Below are 17,238 nucleotides of genomic sequence, written 5' to 3'. Positions count from 1 at the left end.
TTGTCGTCGCTACTCCCCTACGACGACCAACTCCGGCTCCTCCTTGCCCTGCTGAGGGACCGGAGGCTTGCCGGGCAGGAAGAGGAACGCCACCACGGCGCCGATGATCGCGACGCCCGTGCCGCACAGGGCGGTGACGTGCATGGCGTGCAGGAACGCGTCGTTGGCCGGGGTGACCAGGGCCCTGCCCTGCGGGCCGAGCTTCGCGGCGACACCGAGGGTGGCCTCGATGGACTCGCCGGCGGTGTCCCTCAGGGCGACCGGTACCGAGCCGAGCTTGCCCTCGATGCCGTTGCGGTACGCCGTGGACAGCACCGAGCCGAGGACGGCGATACCGAGGGCGCCGCCGACCTGGCGGAAGGTGTTGCTGAGCGCGGACGCGGAGCCCGCCTTCTCGCGCGGCAGGGCCTGCATGATGACGACGCTGGTCGGGGTCATGACGTGCGCCATGCCCGTGCCCATGAGGAAGAAGATGACCTCCAGGACCCAGATCGGCGTGTCCGCGTCGAGGGTCGCGAAGGCGGCGAGCATCCCGGCGAGCAGCACGAGGCCGACGCCCGTCGTGACCTTGTGGCCGAACCGGTCGACGACCAGCCGGGCCCGCGGCGCGAAGATCATCTGCGCGGCGGCCAGCGGCAGCATCAGCAGACCGGTCTGCAACGGCGAGTAGCCGCGCACGCTCTGGGTGTAGAAGACCGAGAAGAAGGTCACGCCCATCAGCGCGAAGAAGACCAGCCCCATGGCGGCGATCGCGGCCGAGAACACCTTGTTCTTGAAGTACGAGACGTCGATGGACGGGTGGTCGCTGCGCTTCTCGAACCACACGAACCCGGCGAGGACCACGACACCGGCGATGATCGTCGACAGCACCTTGGGCGCCGTGAAGTCGGCCAGCTCGCCGCCCTCGATGATGCCGTAGACCAGCAGGACGAGGCCTACGACGGACAGGACGACGCCGACCGGGTCGAGGCGGCCGGGCTTCGGGTCGCGGGAGTCGGGGACCAGCCAGACCATCAGGGCGAGGGCGATCAGCACGATCGGGACGTTGATCAGGAAGACCGAGCCCCACCAGAAGTGGTCGAGGAGCACGCCGCCGGTGATCGGGCCGATCGCGATGGCGAGGCCGACACCGCCGGCCCAGATGCCGATGGCCTTGGGCTGCTCGTCGCGCTCGAAGACGTTCATGAGGACGGCGAGGGTGGCGGGCATCACGAAGGCGGCGCCGAGCGCCATCAGGGCGCGGTAGCCGATGAGTTGGTCCGGCGAGCCGGACTCGGCGGCGAGCGCGGAGCCGATGCCGAACACGACGAGCCCGCCGAGCAGGACCTTCTTGCGGCCGATCCGGTCACCGAGCAGACCGGCGGTGAACAGCAGGCCCGCGAAGACGAGGGTGTAGGCGTTGATCGCCCACTCCAGCTCGCTCTGTGTCGCGCCCAGGCCGGTCGGGGCCGGGGTGGAGATGGTCTTGATGGCGACGTTGAGGATCGAGTTGTCGAGCACCACGATGAGCAGGCTCAGCATCAGCACGCCGAGGATGGCCCAGCGGCGGCGGTGCACCGCTTCGGGTATCCGGGTGCCAGGGACGGGTGGAGTGGTCATGCGGTCCAGACTAGGGAGCCGCGGACCAATTCCGATACGAGACCGTGCCGTATCGTAAATATTTTACTCAGGCCTTACACATGCCTCCCCACGTGATGTGCACGCCTGCCTACGTGACGTGGGTGACGGGGGTACCTCTGGCCCTCCGTGGCACGAGGTGCCACCATGGAGGGGATCCGGGGACGCCGTGAGGGCGCCTCGAGATGACTGAAGGAGCCGTTGCAATGACGCAGCTTTCGGCTGCCCAGGCTGGGAAGAACAGCTCCTCCGACGGCAGCAAGGCGCTGTACGGAGGCAAGGGCACACGCCGTATCACCGTTCGCGACATCGCTCTCGCCAAGGAACGCGGCGAGAAGTGGCCCATGCTCACCGCCTACGACGCGATGACCGCGTCCGTCTTCGACGAGGCCGGTATCCCGGTCATGCTCGTCGGGGACTCGGCGGGCAACTGCCACCTCGGGTACGAGTCGACCGTGCCCGTCACCCTCGACGAGATGACCATGCTGTCCGCCGCGGTCGTACGGGGCACGAGCCGCGCCCTGATCGTCGGGGACCTGCCGTTCGGTTCCTACCAGGAGGGCCCGGTGCAGGCGCTGCGCTCGGCGACCCGGCTGGTGAAGGAGGCCGGGGTCGGCGCGGTGAAGCTGGAGGGCGGCGAGCGGTCGCACGAACAGATCCGGCTGCTGGTCGAGTCCGGCATCCCGGTGATGGCCCACATCGGTCTCACCCCGCAGTCCGTGAACTCGATGGGGTACCGGGTGCAGGGGCGGGGCGAGGAGGCGGCCCAGCAGCTGCTGCGGGACGCGAAGTCCGTGCAGGACGCGGGGGCGTTCGCGGTCGTACTTGAGCTGGTTCCGGCGGAGTTGGCGGCCGAGGTGACCCGGGTGCTGCACATTCCCACCGTCGGGATCGGGGCGGGCGCCGAGACGGACGCGCAGGTGTTGGTGTGGACCGACATGCTGGGGCTGACGGGCGGGAAGATGCCGAAGTTCGTGAAGCAGTACGCCGATCTGCGCCAGGTCATGGGCGACGCGGCGAAGGCGTTTGCGGAGGACGTCGTCGGCGGAACGTTCCCTCTTGAGGAGCACTCGGTCCACTGACCGGGCCGGCCCACCCGAGCCACTGCGGCACCATGGCAGCCCGCCGATCTTCCCCCGTCGGCGGGCTGCCCCTTTGTCGCCCGCCGCCCGCCCCTGGGGGCTCCGCACCCAGACCCCCGGCCTGTGCCCACCCACCACCCGTCTCGGTCGGCCGAGAAGTGCGCGTACAGACGCCGTCGGTCACATGTAGGTCGCTGTAGGCGGCTGTCGGTGGGATGTAGGCGTTCTGTCGGCGGACCCTGGCACTGTCATCCGCATGACGCGAATCGACAAGAATTCCGGCGGCACGGCCGTGTCCGTGCGGGGGCTGGTCAAGCACTACGGCGAGACCAAGGCGCTGGACGGCGTCGACCTGGACGTCCGGGAGGGCACCGTGATGGGTGTGCTCGGGCCGAACGGTGCCGGTAAGACCACCCTCGTACGGATCCTGTCCACGCTGCTCGCCCCGACCTCCGGCGAGGCCACCGTCGCCGGCTACGACGTCCTGCGCCAGCCCCGCCAGCTGCGCCGGGTGATAGGCCTCACCGGCCAGTACGCCTCCGTGGACGAGAAGCTCCCGGGCTGGGAGAACCTGTACATGATCGGGCGGCTGCTCGACCTGTCCCGCAAGGACGCCCGGGCCCGCGCCGACGAACTGCTGGAGCGGTTCTCGCTGACGGACGCGGCCAAGCGGCCCGCCAGCACGTACTCCGGCGGTATGCGGCGGCGGCTCGACCTCGCCGCCTCGATGATCGGGCATCCGCAGGTGCTGTTCCTGGACGAGCCGACGACCGGTCTCGATCCCCGCACCCGCATGGAGGTGTGGACCGAGGTGAAGTCCATGGTCGGCGGCGGCGTGACCGTGCTGCTCACCACCCAGTACATGGAGGAGGCCGAGGCGCTCGCCTCCGAGCTGACCGTCGTCGACCACGGCAAGGTCGTGGCGAGTGGCGCGATCGACGAGTTGAAGTCGAAGGTCGGGGGGCGCGCGTTGCGCATCCGGCCCGCCGATCCGCTGCAACTGCGGCCGCTGGCCCGCGCGTTGGACGAGCTGGGCATCACCGGACTCGCCACCGTCACCGTCGACGTGGAGAGCGGCACGGTCCTGGTGCCGATCCTCAGCGACGAGCAACTGACCGCCGTCGTCGGCGTGGTGAGCGCCCGCGGCATCACCATCGCCTCCATCACCACCGAACTGCCCAGCCTGGACGAGGTGTTCCTGTCCCTCACCGGACACCGCGCCAGTGCCCCGCAGGACACCGTGCCCACCCACGACCGCGAGGAGGTCGCCGTATGAGCGCCGTCACCGTGAACTCCGCCGGCGTATCGGCGGCGGACCCCCGTATCCCGCTGCGCAACCATCTGCGCCACACCGGCGCGCTGATCCGCCGCAACCTGCTGTGGATCCGGCAGGACCCGGAGTCGATGTTCGACGCCATCCTGTTCCCGGTCATCTTCACGCTGCTGTTCGTGTACGTCTTCGGCGGCTCGATCGGGCAGTCCCTCGGCGGCGGGCAGGAGGCGTACGTGCAGTACGTCGTGCCCGGCCTGCTGGCCATGATGGGCATGAACATGGCCCAGGGGGTGGGCACCGGCTTCAACACCGACTTCCACACCGGGGTCATGGACCGGTTCCGGTCGCTGCCCATCGGGCGCGCCTCGGTGCTGATCGCCAAGATCTCGGTCGAGATGATGCGGATGCTGGTCGCGTCCGCCGTGCTGATGGTCGTCGGTGTCCTCGTCGGCTTCCACATCCACCACTGGCTCGGCATGTTCGCCGCGATCGGACTGTCCGCGGTCTTCGGCTCGGCCCTGATGTGGGTGTTCCTCACCCTCGGCGTGACCATGAAGAGCGCGCAGTCCGTGCAGGCCATGGGCTTGCTGGTGCTGATGCCGTTGCAGTTCGGCTCGTCGATCTTCGCGCCGACCCAGTCGATGCCGGGCTGGCTGCAGAACTTCACCGAATACAACCCGCTGTCCGCCCTGGCCGACGCGGCCCGCGGGCTGATGGTGGGCGGCCCGGTCGCCCACGGCACGCTGCTGACACTCGCCTGGTCGGTGGGGCTCACCGCGGTGATGGCGCCGATCTCGATCTACAAGTTCCGCACCAAGACCTGACCGGACCGGGACGTACCACCGGCGGACACGGTGGTACGTCCCACCGGTTCGCGTCAGCGTCGCACCACGGCGGCGGCCGCCTGCAAGGAGAGGCCGCCGCCTTCGGTGTACCCGGCCTCGCACGCCTCGTAGGTGTCGTCGCCGAGCGCGGCACGCGCGCACCGCTCGGCCCGGAGGTAGACCTCGCGTTCCATCGACGTCGCGACATGCCCGGACGGCAGCAGCGCCCGCGCCGTGACGAGGCAGCGGACACCGTCACGGGCCCGGCTGCCGCCGTCGATCTCGGCGAGGGCGATCGCGGCCACCCCCAGGTACAGCGGGGTCATGTGCGGGGCGATGGCCTCGGACAGCGGGTCGCCGGCCCGGTCCAGGGCCCGCCGGATCTTGTCCAGGGCCTCGTCGTGGTCGCCGTCGACCGTCGCCACCCAGGCCTCCAGGCCGAGGATGTACGCGTCGAACACGACGAAGTGGGAGATGGAGAACTGCTCGCGCAGCAGGCGCAGTTGCTCGCGCGCCTCCGCGGGCCGGCCGGTCATGGCGAGGTAGCCCGCGAGGAACATCCGGGCGGCGGGCATCGCCTCGTTGCTGCCACCGCGGTACGGCTGGTTCTCGATCACCTCGCGCAGGATGCCCTCGCCCCGCTCGGCCTCGCCGCCCTCGACGAGCACGCTGCCGAGCCGGGCGCCGAGCACGGCCGTCTGACCGTGGGCGCCGAGCTGTTCGGCGTGTTCGATCGCGGCCTCGTAGTCGGCGGCGGCGAGCCCGAACTCGCCGACGCGTTCCCGTGCTTCGGCCCGTGCGGAGAGCGCCTCGGCGGTGCCCCAGACGTCCCCGAGGCGGCGGAAGATCTCCAGCGACTCGTCGGCGTCGCGGACCGCGTCGCCCGCCCAGTCGCTGCGGTTGGCGAGCATGTTGGCGCGCATCTGGAGGGTGGTGGCCAGCTCCCACTCCATGCCGGGGGTGGCACGGCAGGTGCGGACGCCGGCTGCGAGGATGCCCGGCAGCCGGTCCACGTTGCCGGTCATCAGGACGGCGTAGAACCAGAGCATGCCGGGTGTACGGCAGGTCTGCGGTTGGCCGGGTTCGTAGACCTCGGTGATCAGGCGCAGTTTCTGCTTCGCCGCCGGTGCCTCCCAGGCCTCCAACTCCGTGTCCATCCAGCCCAGATGGGCGAGGTGGACACCGCGCCTGGCCTCGGCGAGGAGTTCGCCGGTGAGCGGGGGCGGGACGTCGGTGCAGCGCTGCCAGACGGGTTCGGCGCGCTGGACGGGGGCGGCGAAGGGGTCGGGCCCCAACGCCATCACCTCGACGCACCAGTTGCGGGCCTCGATGCGGATGTCGCGCATCTGCCAGTACCAGACCAGCGACAGGACGAGGCAGATCGCCTCCTGTTCGTCGCGCTCGGCGACGGCGTGCCGCAGGGCGGTGCGGAGGTTCTCGTACTCCAGCTCCAGCCGTCCCACGGCCGCGAGTTGGCCGGGGCCGCGCAGCAACGGGTCGGTGGTGCGGGCGAGTTCGCGGTAGTACGTCAGATGGGCGCGCTCGGCACGGGCCCGCCGGCCGGCCTCGTCGAGCCGTTCGCCCGCGTACTCGGCGACGGTCTCCAGGAGCCGGTAGCGCATCTCCCCGTCGCCCGAAGGGGCGGCCACCACAAGGGACTTGTCGACGAGGGAGCCGAGCGTCTCGAACGCGACGGGCCCGCACACGGCCTCGGCGGCGTCGAGGTCGCAGCCGCCGGCGAAGACGGACAGGGTGGTCAGCACCTCCCGTTCGTCCACGTCGAGGAGGTCCCAGGACCAGTCGACTACGGCCCGCAGGGTCTGCTGGCGGGGCAGCAGCGTACGGCTGCCCGAAGTGAGCAGCCGGAAGCGGTCGTCGAGCCGGTCGGCGATCTGACGCGGCGTCAACATCCGTAGCCGGGCGGCCGCCAGCTCGATGGCGAGGGGCAGTCCGTCCAGCCGCCGGCAGATCTCGGCGCAGGCCTCCGGGTCGTCCTCGACGCTGAACCCCGGGCGGGCGGCGGCACCCCGGTCGGCGAGCAGCCGTAGCGCGACGGGGTCGGGCAGTGGTTCCACCGGGCGCAGCAACTCGCCCGGTACGCCCAGGGGTTCACGGCTGGTGGCGAGCACGGTGAGTCCGGGGCAGCGCTCCAGCAACGCCTCCACGAGACGGGCGGCGGCGTCCACGACGTGCTCGCAGTTGTCGAGGATCAGCAGCATCCGGCGGCTGCCGCAGTGCTCGGCGAGCCGCTCGACGGGGTTGTCGTGCCGCTCGCCGCCGGCGGCCCTGATCGCCTCGGCGCCGGCGCCGTACAGCACGGTCCCGCGTGCGCCGACCGCGGTGAGCACGGCCTCCGGTACGGCGTCCGGGTCGTCGACGGGGGCGAGTTCGGCCAGCCACACCCCGTCCCGGGCCGCGTACCGCACGGTTTCGGCGGCCTCCTGCGACAGCCGCGTCTTCCCGGCCCCGCCGGGCCCGAGCAGAGTCACCAGCCGGGCCGCCGCGAGGTCACCCCGGATGACGTCGATGTCGGCCTCCCGGCCGACGAAGGAGGTGAGGCGGGCGCGGAGGTTGCCGGGGAGTGGGATGGCCCGACGGGAAGAGGCTTCAACGGGGGTGGACGTGTCACGGGCGGGAGCACTGCGGGCGGGCGCGGCGGCGAGGCTGAGCAACTCCCCGTGCAGCGCCCGCAGTTCGGGCCCCGGGTCGGAGCCCAGCCGGTCCGCGAGCAGGTGTCGTACGTCCTCGTACGCGGCCAGTGCCTCCGCCGTGCGGCCCGTGGCGCGCAGGGCCTGAAGGCGCAGGGACTGAAGGGGTTCGTCGAGGGGGTGGGTGTCGCACAGGGCTGTCAGCTCGGGCAGCGCCGTGTCCGCGTCGCCGAGGGACACGGCCGCGGTGAGGCGGGCGCGGCGGGCGTCCAGGTGGCGGGTCTCCCAGCGGGCCGCCTCCGCCGTGCGGTCGGGGAGGTCGGCCAGCGCCGGGCCGTTCCACAGGGCAAGCGCGTCGTCCAGGACCTCCGCCGCCTTCGCGGGGTTGCCGTCGGCCAGCGCCCGCAGCCCCTCCCCCGTCAGCCGCTCGAAACGGTGCAGGTCGATGTCGTCGGGGGCGACGGCCAGCCGGTAGCCGCTCTCCGCCGAGGTGATCGCGTCGGCGCCGAGCACCCGGCGCAGCCTGCCCACCAGCGCCTGCAGCGCGCCCGTGGCGTCGGCGGGCGTGTCCACGCCCCACACCTCGTCCACCAGGAGGCTCGCGGGCACGGCCTTGCCGGGCCGCAGGGCGAGCACGGTGAGCAGAGCGCGCAGCCGCGCCCCGCCGACCGGGACGGACGTGCCGTCGGGACGGAGTGCCTGGGTGGTGCCGAGAATGCGATAGCGCACGGGGTCCATTGTCTCCGGTGGCATGGAAAGCGGTCACGGGGTTACGGCGGCGCGGCGCCGGACGCGGCGTACGGGAGCGGCCGCCCCCGAGGGGTGACGGGGTCGCGGATCGCGTGCCAGAGTCCCATGCGCCCACTTTCCCCGGAACCGGTGGCCACCCGCGAGACGTTTTCCCCTAGTGCCCGGTACCGTCGGGCTTCGCGATCAACCGACCCCCAGCAGGGAGCCCGCCCCCATGACCGCCACCACCACCCGCCCGAGCGACCGGCGGATCAGTCCCGTCTTCCTCGGGATCCTGGCCGTCACGGCGGTGACCGGCTGGGCCACCTGGACCGGTTTCTCCGAGAAGCCGGGCATCGCCGTGTTCCTGTTCGTGACGGCGGCCTGGATCGTCTCCCTGTGTCTGCACGAGTACGCGCACGCGCGCACCGCGCTGCACAGCGGTGACATCTCGATCGGCGGGAAGGGCTATCTCACCCTCAACCCGCTGAAGTACACGCACGCGCTGCTCAGCATCGTGCTTCCGGTGATCTTCGTCATCATGGGCGGCATCGGACTGCCCGGTGGCGCGGTGTTCATCGAGCGGAACCGCATTCACGGCCGGTGGAAGCACAGCCTGATCTCGGCGGCGGGCCCGCTGACGAACGTACTGTTCGCGGCCGTCTGCACGGCCCCGTTCTGGCTGCACGCCCTCGACGGGGTGCCGGCCGACTTCCAGTACGCGCTGGCCTTCCTGGCCCTGCTCCAGGTGACCGCGGCGATCCTGAACTTCCTGCCGGTACCGGGTCTGGACGGCTACGGCGTGATCGAGCCCTGGCTGTCGAACGACATCAAGCGGCAGGTCGAGCCGTTCGCGCCGTTCGGCCTGCTGTTCGTGTTCGCGCTGCTGTGGGTGCCGTCGATCAACCGGGAGTTCTTCGACATGATCGACGCGATCCTGCGGGGCCTCGGCGTCAGCGACTCGGCGACGTCGTACGGCTACAGCCTCTACCAGTTCTGGCGCTAGGCGGCGCGGCCGCGCTTCAGGTAGTACCAGCACATGTTGGACGAGAGCCCCGCGAGCAGCACCCACACGATCCCGAGCAAGCTGCCCTGTACGAAGGAGACGACCGCCGCGGCCACGGCGAGCAGGCAGACGACGAGGGCGTAGAGGGCGAGGCGGGGCATGGGATCGGCTCCTGTCGGCAGAACAAAGGGGACACCGGTGGTTGGTCGCCACCAGTGTCCCCCACCCGCTCAGACGTCCGTGACGCGCAGTCCCGCGTGGGCCTTGTAGCGGCGGTTGACGGAGATCAGGTTCGCGACCAGGGACTCCACCTGGTGGGCGTTGCGCAGCCGCCCGGCGAAGACACCGCGCATGCCGGGGATACGGCCGGCCAGCGCCTGCACGATCTCGACGTCGGCGCGCTCCTCGCCCAGCACCATCACGTCGGTGTCGATCTCGGCGATCTCCGTGTCCATGAGCAGCACCGCCGACAGGTGGTGGAAGGCGGCGGCGACCCGCGAGCCGGGCAGCAGGGCGGCGGCCTGTTCGGCGGCGCTGCCCTCCTCCGGCTTCAGCGCGTAGGCGCCCTTCTTGTCGAAGCCGAGCGGGTTGACGCAGTCGACGACGAGCTTGCCCGCCAGCTCCTCGCGCAGCGACTCCAGGGTCTTGCCGTGGCCGTCCCAGGGCACGGCGACGATCACGACGTCGCTGCGGCGCGCGGTCTCCGCGTTGTCGGCGCCCTCGACCCCGTGGCCGAGTTCCCCGGCGGCGGCCTGCGCGCGGTCGGCGGCGCGGGAACCGATGATCACCTTCTGGCCGGCCTTGGCGAGCCGGTAGGCGAGGCCCTTGCCCTGCGGCCCGGTCCCGCCGAGCACGCCGACGACCAGTCCGGAGACGTCGGGGAGGTCCCACGGGTCCTTGGCGGGGGCCTTCGCGGGGGCGGTCCCGGAGGCCGTCGCGGGAGTCTGTGCAGCACTGTCGGTAGAGGTCATGGGCCGACTTTACGTCCGCGCCCGTACCGGCTCGGGTGAGGTCCGTCACGGGTCGTGGTCAGGCGAGGTCCCGCACGGGCACCCGCCGGAACGTGATCGTCTCGTACGGCCCGAAGTCGCCGGTCTCGTAGAGGAGTCCGACCGTGTCGTCGTCGACGCGTACGAGGTCGGAGTAGGCGGCGGGGAGTCCGTCGACCGTGTGCACCGGGCGCCAGGTGGTGCCGGCGTCGGTGGAGGCGCGCAGGGTCATCAGGGCGCGGGCGGCCGGGTCGCCGGGGCCGGAGTACAACAGCACGTCGGGGTCGCGGAGTTGGAGGACGCTGGCCTCGCAGACGGGGGCGGTGAGGCCGGCCTGCGGGCGGAAGGGTTTCACCAGCGTCCTGCCGCCGTCCGCCGAGTACGCGTCGGCGCGGTTGCCGGGGGACGGGGAGTCGTTGCGGGTGTTGAAGTAGACGCGCCCGTCCGGGAGTTCGGCGGCGGTGGTCTCGTTGCAGTTGACGTAGCCGTCCGGGTTCTCGTCGAGGTAGCCGAGGGACCAGGTCCCGCCCTTGTCGTCGCTGAGCAGACAGTGGCCGCTGTTGTACTTCGCCTCGTTGCCTGCGTCGGTACCGGTCGGCGGGATCGTGTGGTTGGCGGCGACGACCACCCGGCCGGTGCTCAACTGGACGGCGTGTCCGGGCGTGGTGGCGTACCAGCGCCACTCGGGCTTCTTCACCTGCTCGGTGATCTCCTTCGAACTCGACCAGGTGACACCGTCGTCGTCGCTGTACCGCACCCAGATCCTGCGCCCGTCGGCCGGCTTCACCTGGCCGCGCAGGATGGCGTCCTCGGTGGCGGTGGCGGTCGCGCGGACGTACACGAGCAGGATGCGGCCGGTGTCGAGGACGACGGGGGCGGGGTTGCCCGCGAGGTGGGCGCCGTTGGTGGCGGCGGCGGTGAGCGGGCCCCAGGTCCGGCCGCCGTCCGTGGAGCGCCGCAGGACGATCTCGATGTGGCCGTGGTCGCTCGCGGAGTCGACGCGGCCCTCGCAGAACGCCAGAAGCGTGCCGGCGGCGGTGACCACGACGGCCGGGATCCGGTAGCTCGCGTAGCCTCCTTGGCCCGCGACGAAGGGGACGGAGACTTCTGCGACTCCTGCGGCTTCTGGGGTTTCCGTCATGAGGTGACTCCTTGTGGGACCGATGAGCCCGCACCATCCCCAAGTTGGGCGAATTCGTGGTGAACTCCACGTCACGAGTGGCCGGTTGAGGCAGGATGCTCGGCCATGGACGCCGTACGGGTCGCGCTGTTGCGTGAAGTGCTCGCCGGGACCGAGTGGTTGGGGGCCACGCGACGGTTCGCGGGGGTGCTGCGCGGGTCGGTGGTGTCGCACGGCGGGGGGCTGCTGCTGGTGGGCACGCCCGCGTACGAGCCGTGGCATCTCGCGGCGCATCTCGTCGACGAGGCCGCGTGGTCGGGCACGCCCGAACTGGCACCGACTCTCGTACGACATGACGCGCGTCCCTCGGATCCGGCGCACTTGGCCGTTGGACTGGGCCGGATCGAGGCGGCCCGGCGTGGCGAGACGCTGTTGGTGGTGTCGCCGGAGGGCCCTGGTGACCCGCTCCTGGAACGGGTGCACGACGCCCGCCGGGCCGGGGCGACCGTCCTCTCCCTCGGCTCGGAGAACCGCGAACTGACCTCCCTGGCCCACGAGTCGCTCCCCGTACCCGAGGGCACGGACCTGGACCTGGACACCGTGCAGCACCTGGTGAGCGCGGCGGCCGGGGAGAACGTGCTGCCGGCGACACGGGGGCGCCGCCGCTTCCGTGACCGCGTGTCCCGCCTGACGGACCATTTGACGGCACCGCCACCTGCCCCCTGGTAACAGCTTTCCCACCCGCCCACCCGTCTCGGTCAGTTGAGAGGTGGACGAGACAAGCCGTACCGGGCCGCCAACTCCAAGCAACCGCGCCGAGTCCTCACCACCGACCTGCCCACCCGCCCACCCGTCTCGGCCAGTTGAGAAGCGGACGAGAAAGGCGGCGCCGAGCCACCACCCCCGAGCAACCGCGGGATGTCCTCACCACCGACCCACCCACGCCTCCCACCCACCGACATCCCGCGCTCGCCCACCGCCCGCCAACTGCCGCCCGCCTGCCGCCCACTCCCCCCTCCCCCTCCCCCCGACGAAATCCAGTCACCCCGCCAGCACGACCCGCGGAAATCCAGTTGCCAGCCCCGCACCCCGCCCCGACCATTGCCCCTCGTGACCGACAGCACCGATCCCCCCGCCGGCCCCCGCGCCCTCCTCCCCGACCTGGCCCCCTGGCACGCCTCCGCGGACTTCCGCAGGCTCTGGCTCGCGGGGCTGGTCTCGAACTTCGGCACTTTTCTGACGTTCGTCGCGCTCCCGGTGCAGATCAAGGAACTCACGAACTCCGCCGCCGCGGTGGGCGCGGTCGGCGCCGTGGAGCTGGTGCCGCTCATCGTGTTCGGGCTCTACGGCGGTGCCCTCGCCGACGCGTGGGACAAGCGGAAGCTGATCGTGTGGACCGAGGTCGGGCTCGGTGTGCTGTGCGGGGCGCTGTTGTTCAACTCGCTGCTGCCGGAGCCCGCCGTATGGCCGCTGTATGTGATCGCGGCGCTGACCTCGGTGCTCGGTTCGATCCAGCGGCCCGCGCTGGACTCGCTGTGGCCGCGGATCGTGGCGCACGAGCACATGACGGCCGCGTCGGCGCTCAACTCCCTGCGCTGGACGGTCGGCGGGGTCACGGGCCCGGCGGTGGCGGGGGTGGTCGTGGCGTTCGCGGGGCTGCCCTACGCGTTCGCGGCGGACACGGTGACGTACGCGATATCCGTGGTCCTGATCTTCCGTATCGCCGCCTCCCCCGGTGCCCACGAGGCGCAGAAGCCGTCGCTGCGGTCGATCGCCGAGGGCGCCCGGTACGCGTGGAGCCGCAAGGAACTCCTCGGGACGTACGCGATCGACCTCGCGGCGATGTTCCTCGCGATGCCGCTGGCGGTGCTGCCGTTCCTCGCGGACGATCTGCACGCCGAGTGGGCGCTGGGGCTGATGTACTCGACGATCCCGGCCGGTGCCCTGCTGGTGAGTGTGACCAGCGGCTGGACCTCGCGGGTCCACCGGCACGGGCGGATGGTGGTGCTGTCGGCCGCGCTCTGGGGCGCGGCGATCGCCTGCGCTGGCGCGGTCGGCAACGTGTGGCTGGTGCTGCTGTTCCTCACCGTCGCGGGCGGCTGCGACATGGTCAGCGGCATCTTCCGCGGGGTGATGTGGAACCAGACGATCCCGGACGAGCTGCGCGGCCGGCTCGCCGGGATCGAGCTGCTGTCCTACTCGGTGGGCCCGCAGCTGGGCCAGGTCAGGTCCGGTGGGATGGCCGCCCTGACCGGGGTGCGGACCTCGGTGTGGGCGGGCGGGCTGCTGTGCGTCGGCGCGGTGGGGCTGCTGGCCGCGGGACTGCCGAAGCTGATGTCGTACGACGCGCGGACGGACGAGCACGCGCTACGGCTGAAGGCGCAGCGGGCGGCGGCCACGACCCCGGCCGAGGTCTGATCAGTCGTCCTCGGCGCTCCCCTTCGTGGCGTCGTGCCACTTCGGGTCGCTCTCCCACTCCAGGTTGCGCTCGCGGGCCGTCTCCATCGCGTGCTCGGCCTCGGCGCGGGTGGTGTACGGCCCGAACCGGTCCTTGGCGGGGCACTCCGGCCCCTCCTCGACCTTCTTGTGTTCGAGGCAGTAGTACCACTCGCCGGGCTTCCCGACCGTGCGCTTCTTGAACAGGGCCATCAACGGCTCCTTTCCCTACGGCCATGTTCCCCCATGTCCGCTGGTTAGACTCGCTGGCATGTCTGGCCAGTCGCTGCTCGTACCAGGGGAGCTCTCCCCCACCCGTCCCGTGCCCGGAAACATCCGTCGCCCCGAGTACGTCGGCAAGCCCGCGCCGACCCCGTACACCGGACCGGAGGTGCAGACCCCCGAGACGATCGAGGCGATGCGGACCGCCGGGCGGATCGCCGCGCGGGCGATGGCGGAGGCCGCGAAGATCATCTCGCCGGGGGTGACCACGGACGAACTCGACCGCGTGGCGCACGAGTACATGTGCGACCACGGCGCCTACCCGTCCACGCTCGGCTACCGCGGCTTCCCCAAGTCCCTGTGCACCTCGCTCAACGAGGTGATCTGCCACGGCATCCCGGACTCCACGGTGCTGCGCGACGGCGACATCATCAACCTGGACGTGACGGCGTACATCGGCGGGGTGCACGGCGACAACAACGCGACCTACCTGGTCGGTGACGTCGACGAGGAGTCCCGGCTGCTGGTCGAGCGCACCCGCGAGTCCCTGGACCGGGCGATCAAGGCGGTCCGTCCCGGCCGCCAGATCAACATCATCGGCCGGGTCATCGAGTCGTACGCCAAGCGCTTCGGGTACGGCGTGGTCCGGGACTTCACCGGCCACGGCATCAACTCGTCCTTCCACTCCGGCCTGATCGTCCCGCACTACGACAGCCCGCACGCGACGACGGTCATCCAGCCCGGGATGACGTTCACGATCGAGCCGATGCTGACGCTGGGGTCGTACGAGTACGACATGTGGGACGACGGGTGGACGGTCGTCACGAAGGACCGGAAGCGGACGGCCCAGTTCGAGCACACGCTGGTGGTGACGGAGACGGGGGCGGAGGTTCTCACGCTGCCGTAGCAGGTCAGGACCCGTCCTCTGCTGAGGGCGGGTCTTTTCTTGTACGCTTTTACCGACAGGGTGTCGGCAACCTGTTGACTTAGGTAAGGCTTGCCTTAGAGGATAGGGCTCATGGACTCCTTCTCGACAGTCATCCGCACCGCGTCCCACGAACAGCACGTGGAGGCCGAGACCTCCACCTTCATGAGCGACCTGCTCGGCGGCCGGCTGGGCGTGGACGCGTACGCCCGGTACACCGAGCAACTGTGGTTCGTCTACGAGGCGTTGGAGACCGGGGCCGAGCGGCTGGCGTCCGATCCGGTGACCGGGCCGTTCATCCAGGCCGAGTTGTTCCGGCTGCCGGCGCTGGAGCGGGACCTCGGGCATCTGCGGGGTGCGGACTGGCGTTCCGGGCTGACGGCGCTGCCGGCGACCCGTGCGTACGCGGACCGGGTGCGGGAGTGCGCGGAGTCATGGCCGGCCGGGTACATCGCCCACCACTACACGCGTTACCTCGGGGACCTCTCCGGCGGGCAGATCATCCGGGACAAGGCGGAGCGGACGTGGGGGTTCGCTCGGCGGGGGGACGGGGTGCGGTTCTATGTGTTCGAGGGGATCGGGAACCCGGCGGCGTTCAAGCGGGGGTATCGGGAACTGCTGGATGGTGTGCCGGTCGATGATCTGGAGAAGCAGCGGATCGTGGCCGAGTGCAAGCGGGCGTTCGCGTTGAACACGGGGGTGTTCCGGGCGTTGGGTGAGGAGTTTCCGATGTCCGCGTGAGCGTTTGTCCGCGGGAGCGTTGCCGAGGGCTCCGCCCCCAGAGGGGGGACCCCCAACGGGCTGAGTAATGCCGCCTGGCATGAAGTAGCGACGGGTACGGAGCCGTAGCCGTCAGCGCTCCAGGAACACCCGTCCCCCGACCTCCACCCAACCCCCCGGCTGCGGAGCCGTGAGGATCTGGGAGCCCGCGCCCTGCGTGATGTTGAGAGCCCGGCCCAGCTGGTCGGTCAGGAGCAACGCCGCCGCGCCCGTCGCCTCGTCCTCCTGGATGCCGTCGTCCCGGCCGGGGAAGGCGCGGGCTCGGACGCGGCCCGCTGCCTCGTCCTCCCAGGCCCAGGCGTAGATCCACTCGCCGGGCGGGGGGACGGGGAGGGCGTCGACCTCGCGGGCGGTGGCGTACTGGCGGAGGGTGCGGGGCGGGGCCCACTCCGGGAGGGCCTCGATCCAGCTGAACTCGCCGTCGAGGCGGGTGCCCACGATGCCTGCGGGGGTGACCAGTTCGGGTATGTCCAGGAGCCAGGCGGTGCCGACGCAGGGGTGGCCGGCGAAGGGCAGGCGCGTGGTCGGGGTGTAGATGTCGATGACTCCGCGCTCGGGGTCGTCGACGAACACCGTCTCGCTGAAGCCGAGTTTCCCGGCGAACACCTGTCGCTCGTCCGGGTCCGGCATGACCGAACCCTCGCGGACGACGCCGAGTTCGTTGCCGTATCCGCCGCTGGGACCGCAGAAGACACGCAGTACGTCGTAGTCAGTCACGGGGGCATTCAAACATCGCCCGGGCTGCGAGGTCATCCCAGGCCGGGGCTCCGCCGGGGAGGGACCAGGCGGGGGTGGGGGTGGGGTCGTGGGGCAGCGAGGCCAGGGCGTCTCCGAATCCCCGCTCCAGGGTGTTCAGTCGGCGGGTGGGGCGGTCCGCGAGGTCTCGCGCGTGCTGCGCGTGTGCCTCGGTCAGTTCGGCGGCTGTGCGGTGCCAGTCCTCGTCTTCGGGTACGTGGCGCAGCTCCACGCACTCCGGTGGCGCGCCCTCCGCGAGTGCGGCTACGGCACGGTCGTGGCCGTCGAGGATCAGCCAGCCGTCGAGGAACGTCACCCACCACAGCAGGACCGGCGCGAGGGTGCCGTCGCGGGCGTGCCTGCGGTACGCCTTCACGCGCGGGGCGTCCGGCGGGGAGAGGCGGCGCAGGGGCAGGATGCCGTGCCGGCCTCCGCCGCAGTACAGCTCCAGGGCGCCGTTCGGCCAGTCCTGGACGAAGTCCGTCGTCCAGATGCCCGGCGTGAAGTGGGGGCGCCCGGTCAGGCTCCAACGACCGTCGCGCAGGGGGCCGTTGGACCCGTCCTCCAGCCAACGGGCGTACTCGTGCGTCCAGTTGACGTCCGCGCGCTGCCGTGCGGCGCGAAGGGGCGGCATGGGCGAGCGGTAGCCGTCGAAGCGGCGCAGGGCGAGGTCGCGGCAGCAGCCCCCGCCGTCCAACCGGCCCAGTGCCAGTGGGCGTTGACCCTGCCGCAGCAGCCTCCGGCCGCCGGCCGCCGTCTCGAAACGCAGCGGGGACGGACCGGGCCGGCCTGTCACGGTCAGCGCCAGTCCGCCCTCCGGCAGTGGTTCTCTGTGCCCCCTGGTCTCCATGG

General features: G+C 71.2%; 16 protein-coding genes. 8 read left to right on the top strand and 8 right to left on the bottom strand.

The window, feature by feature from the left end; all coding sequences use genetic code 11:
* Positions 1–9 precede the first annotated feature (9 nt).
* Positions 10–1,599, bottom strand: coding sequence for an MFS transporter (locus OG714_RS36215; protein ID WP_406127438.1), 1,590 nt, complete (start codon positions 1,597–1,599; stop codon positions 10–12).
* A 224-nt stretch (positions 1,600–1,823) separates the two neighbouring features.
* On the opposite strand from OG714_RS36215, the gene panB reads away from it, so the two are divergent.
* From panB to OG714_RS36200, 3 genes are all read left to right on the top strand, one after another.
* Complete coding sequence (panB, locus tag OG714_RS36210; protein ID WP_406127436.1) at positions 1,824–2,699, top strand: 3-methyl-2-oxobutanoate hydroxymethyltransferase; 876 nt, start codon at positions 1,824–1,826, stop codon at positions 2,697–2,699.
* Between the two features lie 256 nt (positions 2,700–2,955).
* Complete coding sequence (locus OG714_RS36205) at positions 2,956–3,975, top strand: ATP-binding cassette domain-containing protein (RefSeq protein ID WP_406127434.1); 1,020 nt, start codon at positions 2,956–2,958, stop codon at positions 3,973–3,975.
* Positions 3,972–4,796 (top strand): ABC transporter permease, encoded by an 825-nt coding sequence (locus tag OG714_RS36200; RefSeq protein WP_406127432.1) that lies wholly within the window; start codon positions 3,972–3,974, stop codon positions 4,794–4,796. The genes OG714_RS36205 and OG714_RS36200 overlap by 4 nt, the downstream gene beginning before the upstream one ends.
* A gap of 53 nt (positions 4,797–4,849) precedes the next feature.
* On the opposite strand, the gene OG714_RS36195 is transcribed toward OG714_RS36200, so the two are convergent.
* On the bottom strand, positions 4,850–8,182 hold the full coding sequence (locus OG714_RS36195; RefSeq protein ID WP_406132076.1) for a BTAD domain-containing putative transcriptional regulator: 3,333 nt from the start codon (positions 8,180–8,182) through the stop codon (positions 4,850–4,852).
* A 226-nt stretch (positions 8,183–8,408) separates the two neighbouring features.
* Between OG714_RS36195 and OG714_RS36190 the strand changes: the two genes are divergently transcribed.
* Complete coding sequence (locus tag OG714_RS36190) at positions 8,409–9,179, top strand: site-2 protease family protein (RefSeq protein ID WP_406127431.1); 771 nt, start codon at positions 8,409–8,411, stop codon at positions 9,177–9,179.
* Here OG714_RS36190 and OG714_RS36185 read toward each other — a convergent pair.
* From OG714_RS36185 to OG714_RS36175, 3 genes are all read right to left on the bottom strand, one after another.
* Positions 9,176–9,340, bottom strand: a complete 165-nt coding sequence (locus OG714_RS36185; protein WP_406127429.1) for a hypothetical protein — start codon at positions 9,338–9,340, stop codon at positions 9,176–9,178. The genes OG714_RS36190 and OG714_RS36185 overlap by 4 nt on opposite strands.
* 69 nt (positions 9,341–9,409) lie before the next feature.
* A complete protein-coding gene (gene npdG / locus OG714_RS36180) occupies positions 9,410–10,150 on the bottom strand; it encodes an NADPH-dependent F420 reductase (protein ID WP_406127428.1) in 741 nt (246 codons plus the stop codon).
* Between the two features lie 58 nt (positions 10,151–10,208).
* Positions 10,209–11,309, bottom strand: a complete 1,101-nt coding sequence (locus tag OG714_RS36175) for an exo-alpha-sialidase (protein ID WP_406127427.1) — start codon at positions 11,307–11,309, stop codon at positions 10,209–10,211.
* A 105-nt stretch (positions 11,310–11,414) separates the two neighbouring features.
* Between OG714_RS36175 and OG714_RS36170 the strand changes: the two genes are divergently transcribed.
* Positions 11,415–12,017, top strand: a complete 603-nt coding sequence (locus OG714_RS36170; protein WP_406127426.1) for a hypothetical protein — start codon at positions 11,415–11,417, stop codon at positions 12,015–12,017.
* A gap of 381 nt (positions 12,018–12,398) precedes the next feature.
* Entirely contained in the window at positions 12,399–13,706 is a 1,308-nt protein-coding gene (locus OG714_RS36165) for an MFS transporter (protein WP_406127424.1), read from the top strand.
* Here the strand turns inward: OG714_RS36165 and OG714_RS36160 are convergent, their stop codons facing one another.
* On the bottom strand, positions 13,707–13,937 hold the full coding sequence (locus tag OG714_RS36160; protein WP_406127423.1) for a hypothetical protein: 231 nt from the start codon (positions 13,935–13,937) through the stop codon (positions 13,707–13,709).
* Positions 13,938–13,995: 58 nt separating this feature from the next.
* Here OG714_RS36160 and map point away from each other — a divergent pair, with 58 nt between their 5' ends.
* Together map and OG714_RS36150 are read left to right on the top strand one after the other, a co-directional pair.
* Complete coding sequence (map, locus tag OG714_RS36155) at positions 13,996–14,853, top strand: type I methionyl aminopeptidase (protein WP_406127421.1); 858 nt, start codon at positions 13,996–13,998, stop codon at positions 14,851–14,853.
* A 111-nt stretch (positions 14,854–14,964) separates the two neighbouring features.
* A complete protein-coding gene (locus OG714_RS36150) occupies positions 14,965–15,612 on the top strand; it encodes a heme oxygenase (biliverdin-producing) (RefSeq protein ID WP_406127420.1) in 648 nt (215 codons plus the stop codon).
* 111 nt (positions 15,613–15,723) lie between these two features.
* On the opposite strand, the gene OG714_RS36145 is transcribed toward OG714_RS36150, so the two are convergent.
* Both OG714_RS36145 and OG714_RS36140 read right to left on the bottom strand, forming a co-directional pair.
* The gene (locus OG714_RS36145) at positions 15,724–16,368 is read right to left on the bottom strand and encodes a PhzF family phenazine biosynthesis protein (RefSeq protein ID WP_406127419.1); all 645 of its coding nucleotides are present in this window, start codon (positions 16,366–16,368) and stop codon (positions 15,724–15,726) included.
* Positions 16,361–17,236 (bottom strand): hypothetical protein, encoded by an 876-nt coding sequence (locus tag OG714_RS36140; RefSeq protein ID WP_406127417.1) that lies wholly within the window; start codon positions 17,234–17,236, stop codon positions 16,361–16,363. The genes OG714_RS36145 and OG714_RS36140 overlap by 8 nt, the downstream gene beginning before the upstream one ends.
* Between the last annotated feature and the right edge of the window lie 2 nt (positions 17,237–17,238).

The organism is Streptomyces sp. NBC_00989 (assembly GCF_045162655.1).
GTDB lineage: Bacteria > Actinomycetota > Actinomycetes > Streptomycetales > Streptomycetaceae > Streptomyces.
This window is presented reverse-complemented; position numbering and strand designations above follow the sequence as displayed.

Bases quoted from the DNA above. Each gene is read 5' to 3' on its own strand.
- OG714_RS36215 (WP_406127438.1), bottom strand. From the start codon at position 1,599: ATGACCACTCCACCCGTCCCTGGCACCCGGATACCCGAAGCGGTGCAC.
- panB (WP_406127436.1), top strand. From the start codon at position 1,824: ATGACGCAGCTTTCGGCTGCCCAGGCTGGGAAGAACAGCTCCTCCGAC.
- OG714_RS36205 (WP_406127434.1), top strand. From the start codon at position 2,956: ATGACGCGAATCGACAAGAATTCCGGCGGCACGGCCGTGTCCGTGCGG.
- OG714_RS36200 (WP_406127432.1), top strand. From the start codon at position 3,972: ATGAGCGCCGTCACCGTGAACTCCGCCGGCGTATCGGCGGCGGACCCC.
- OG714_RS36195 (WP_406132076.1), bottom strand. From the start codon at position 8,182: ATGGACCCCGTGCGCTATCGCATTCTCGGCACCACCCAGGCACTCCGT.
- OG714_RS36190 (WP_406127431.1), top strand. From the start codon at position 8,409: ATGACCGCCACCACCACCCGCCCGAGCGACCGGCGGATCAGTCCCGTC.
- OG714_RS36185 (WP_406127429.1), bottom strand. From the start codon at position 9,340: ATGCCCCGCCTCGCCCTCTACGCCCTCGTCGTCTGCCTGCTCGCCGTG.
- npdG (WP_406127428.1), bottom strand. From the start codon at position 10,150: ATGACCTCTACCGACAGTGCTGCACAGACTCCCGCGACGGCCTCCGGG.
- OG714_RS36175 (WP_406127427.1), bottom strand. From the start codon at position 11,309: ATGACGGAAACCCCAGAAGCCGCAGGAGTCGCAGAAGTCTCCGTCCCC.
- OG714_RS36170 (WP_406127426.1), top strand. From the start codon at position 11,415: ATGGACGCCGTACGGGTCGCGCTGTTGCGTGAAGTGCTCGCCGGGACC.
- OG714_RS36160 (WP_406127423.1), bottom strand. From the start codon at position 13,937: ATGGCCCTGTTCAAGAAGCGCACGGTCGGGAAGCCCGGCGAGTGGTAC.
- map (WP_406127421.1), top strand. From the start codon at position 13,996: ATGTCTGGCCAGTCGCTGCTCGTACCAGGGGAGCTCTCCCCCACCCGT.
- OG714_RS36150 (WP_406127420.1), top strand. From the start codon at position 14,965: ATGGACTCCTTCTCGACAGTCATCCGCACCGCGTCCCACGAACAGCAC.
- OG714_RS36140 (WP_406127417.1), bottom strand. From the start codon at position 17,236: ATGGAGACCAGGGGGCACAGAGAACCACTGCCGGAGGGCGGACTGGCG.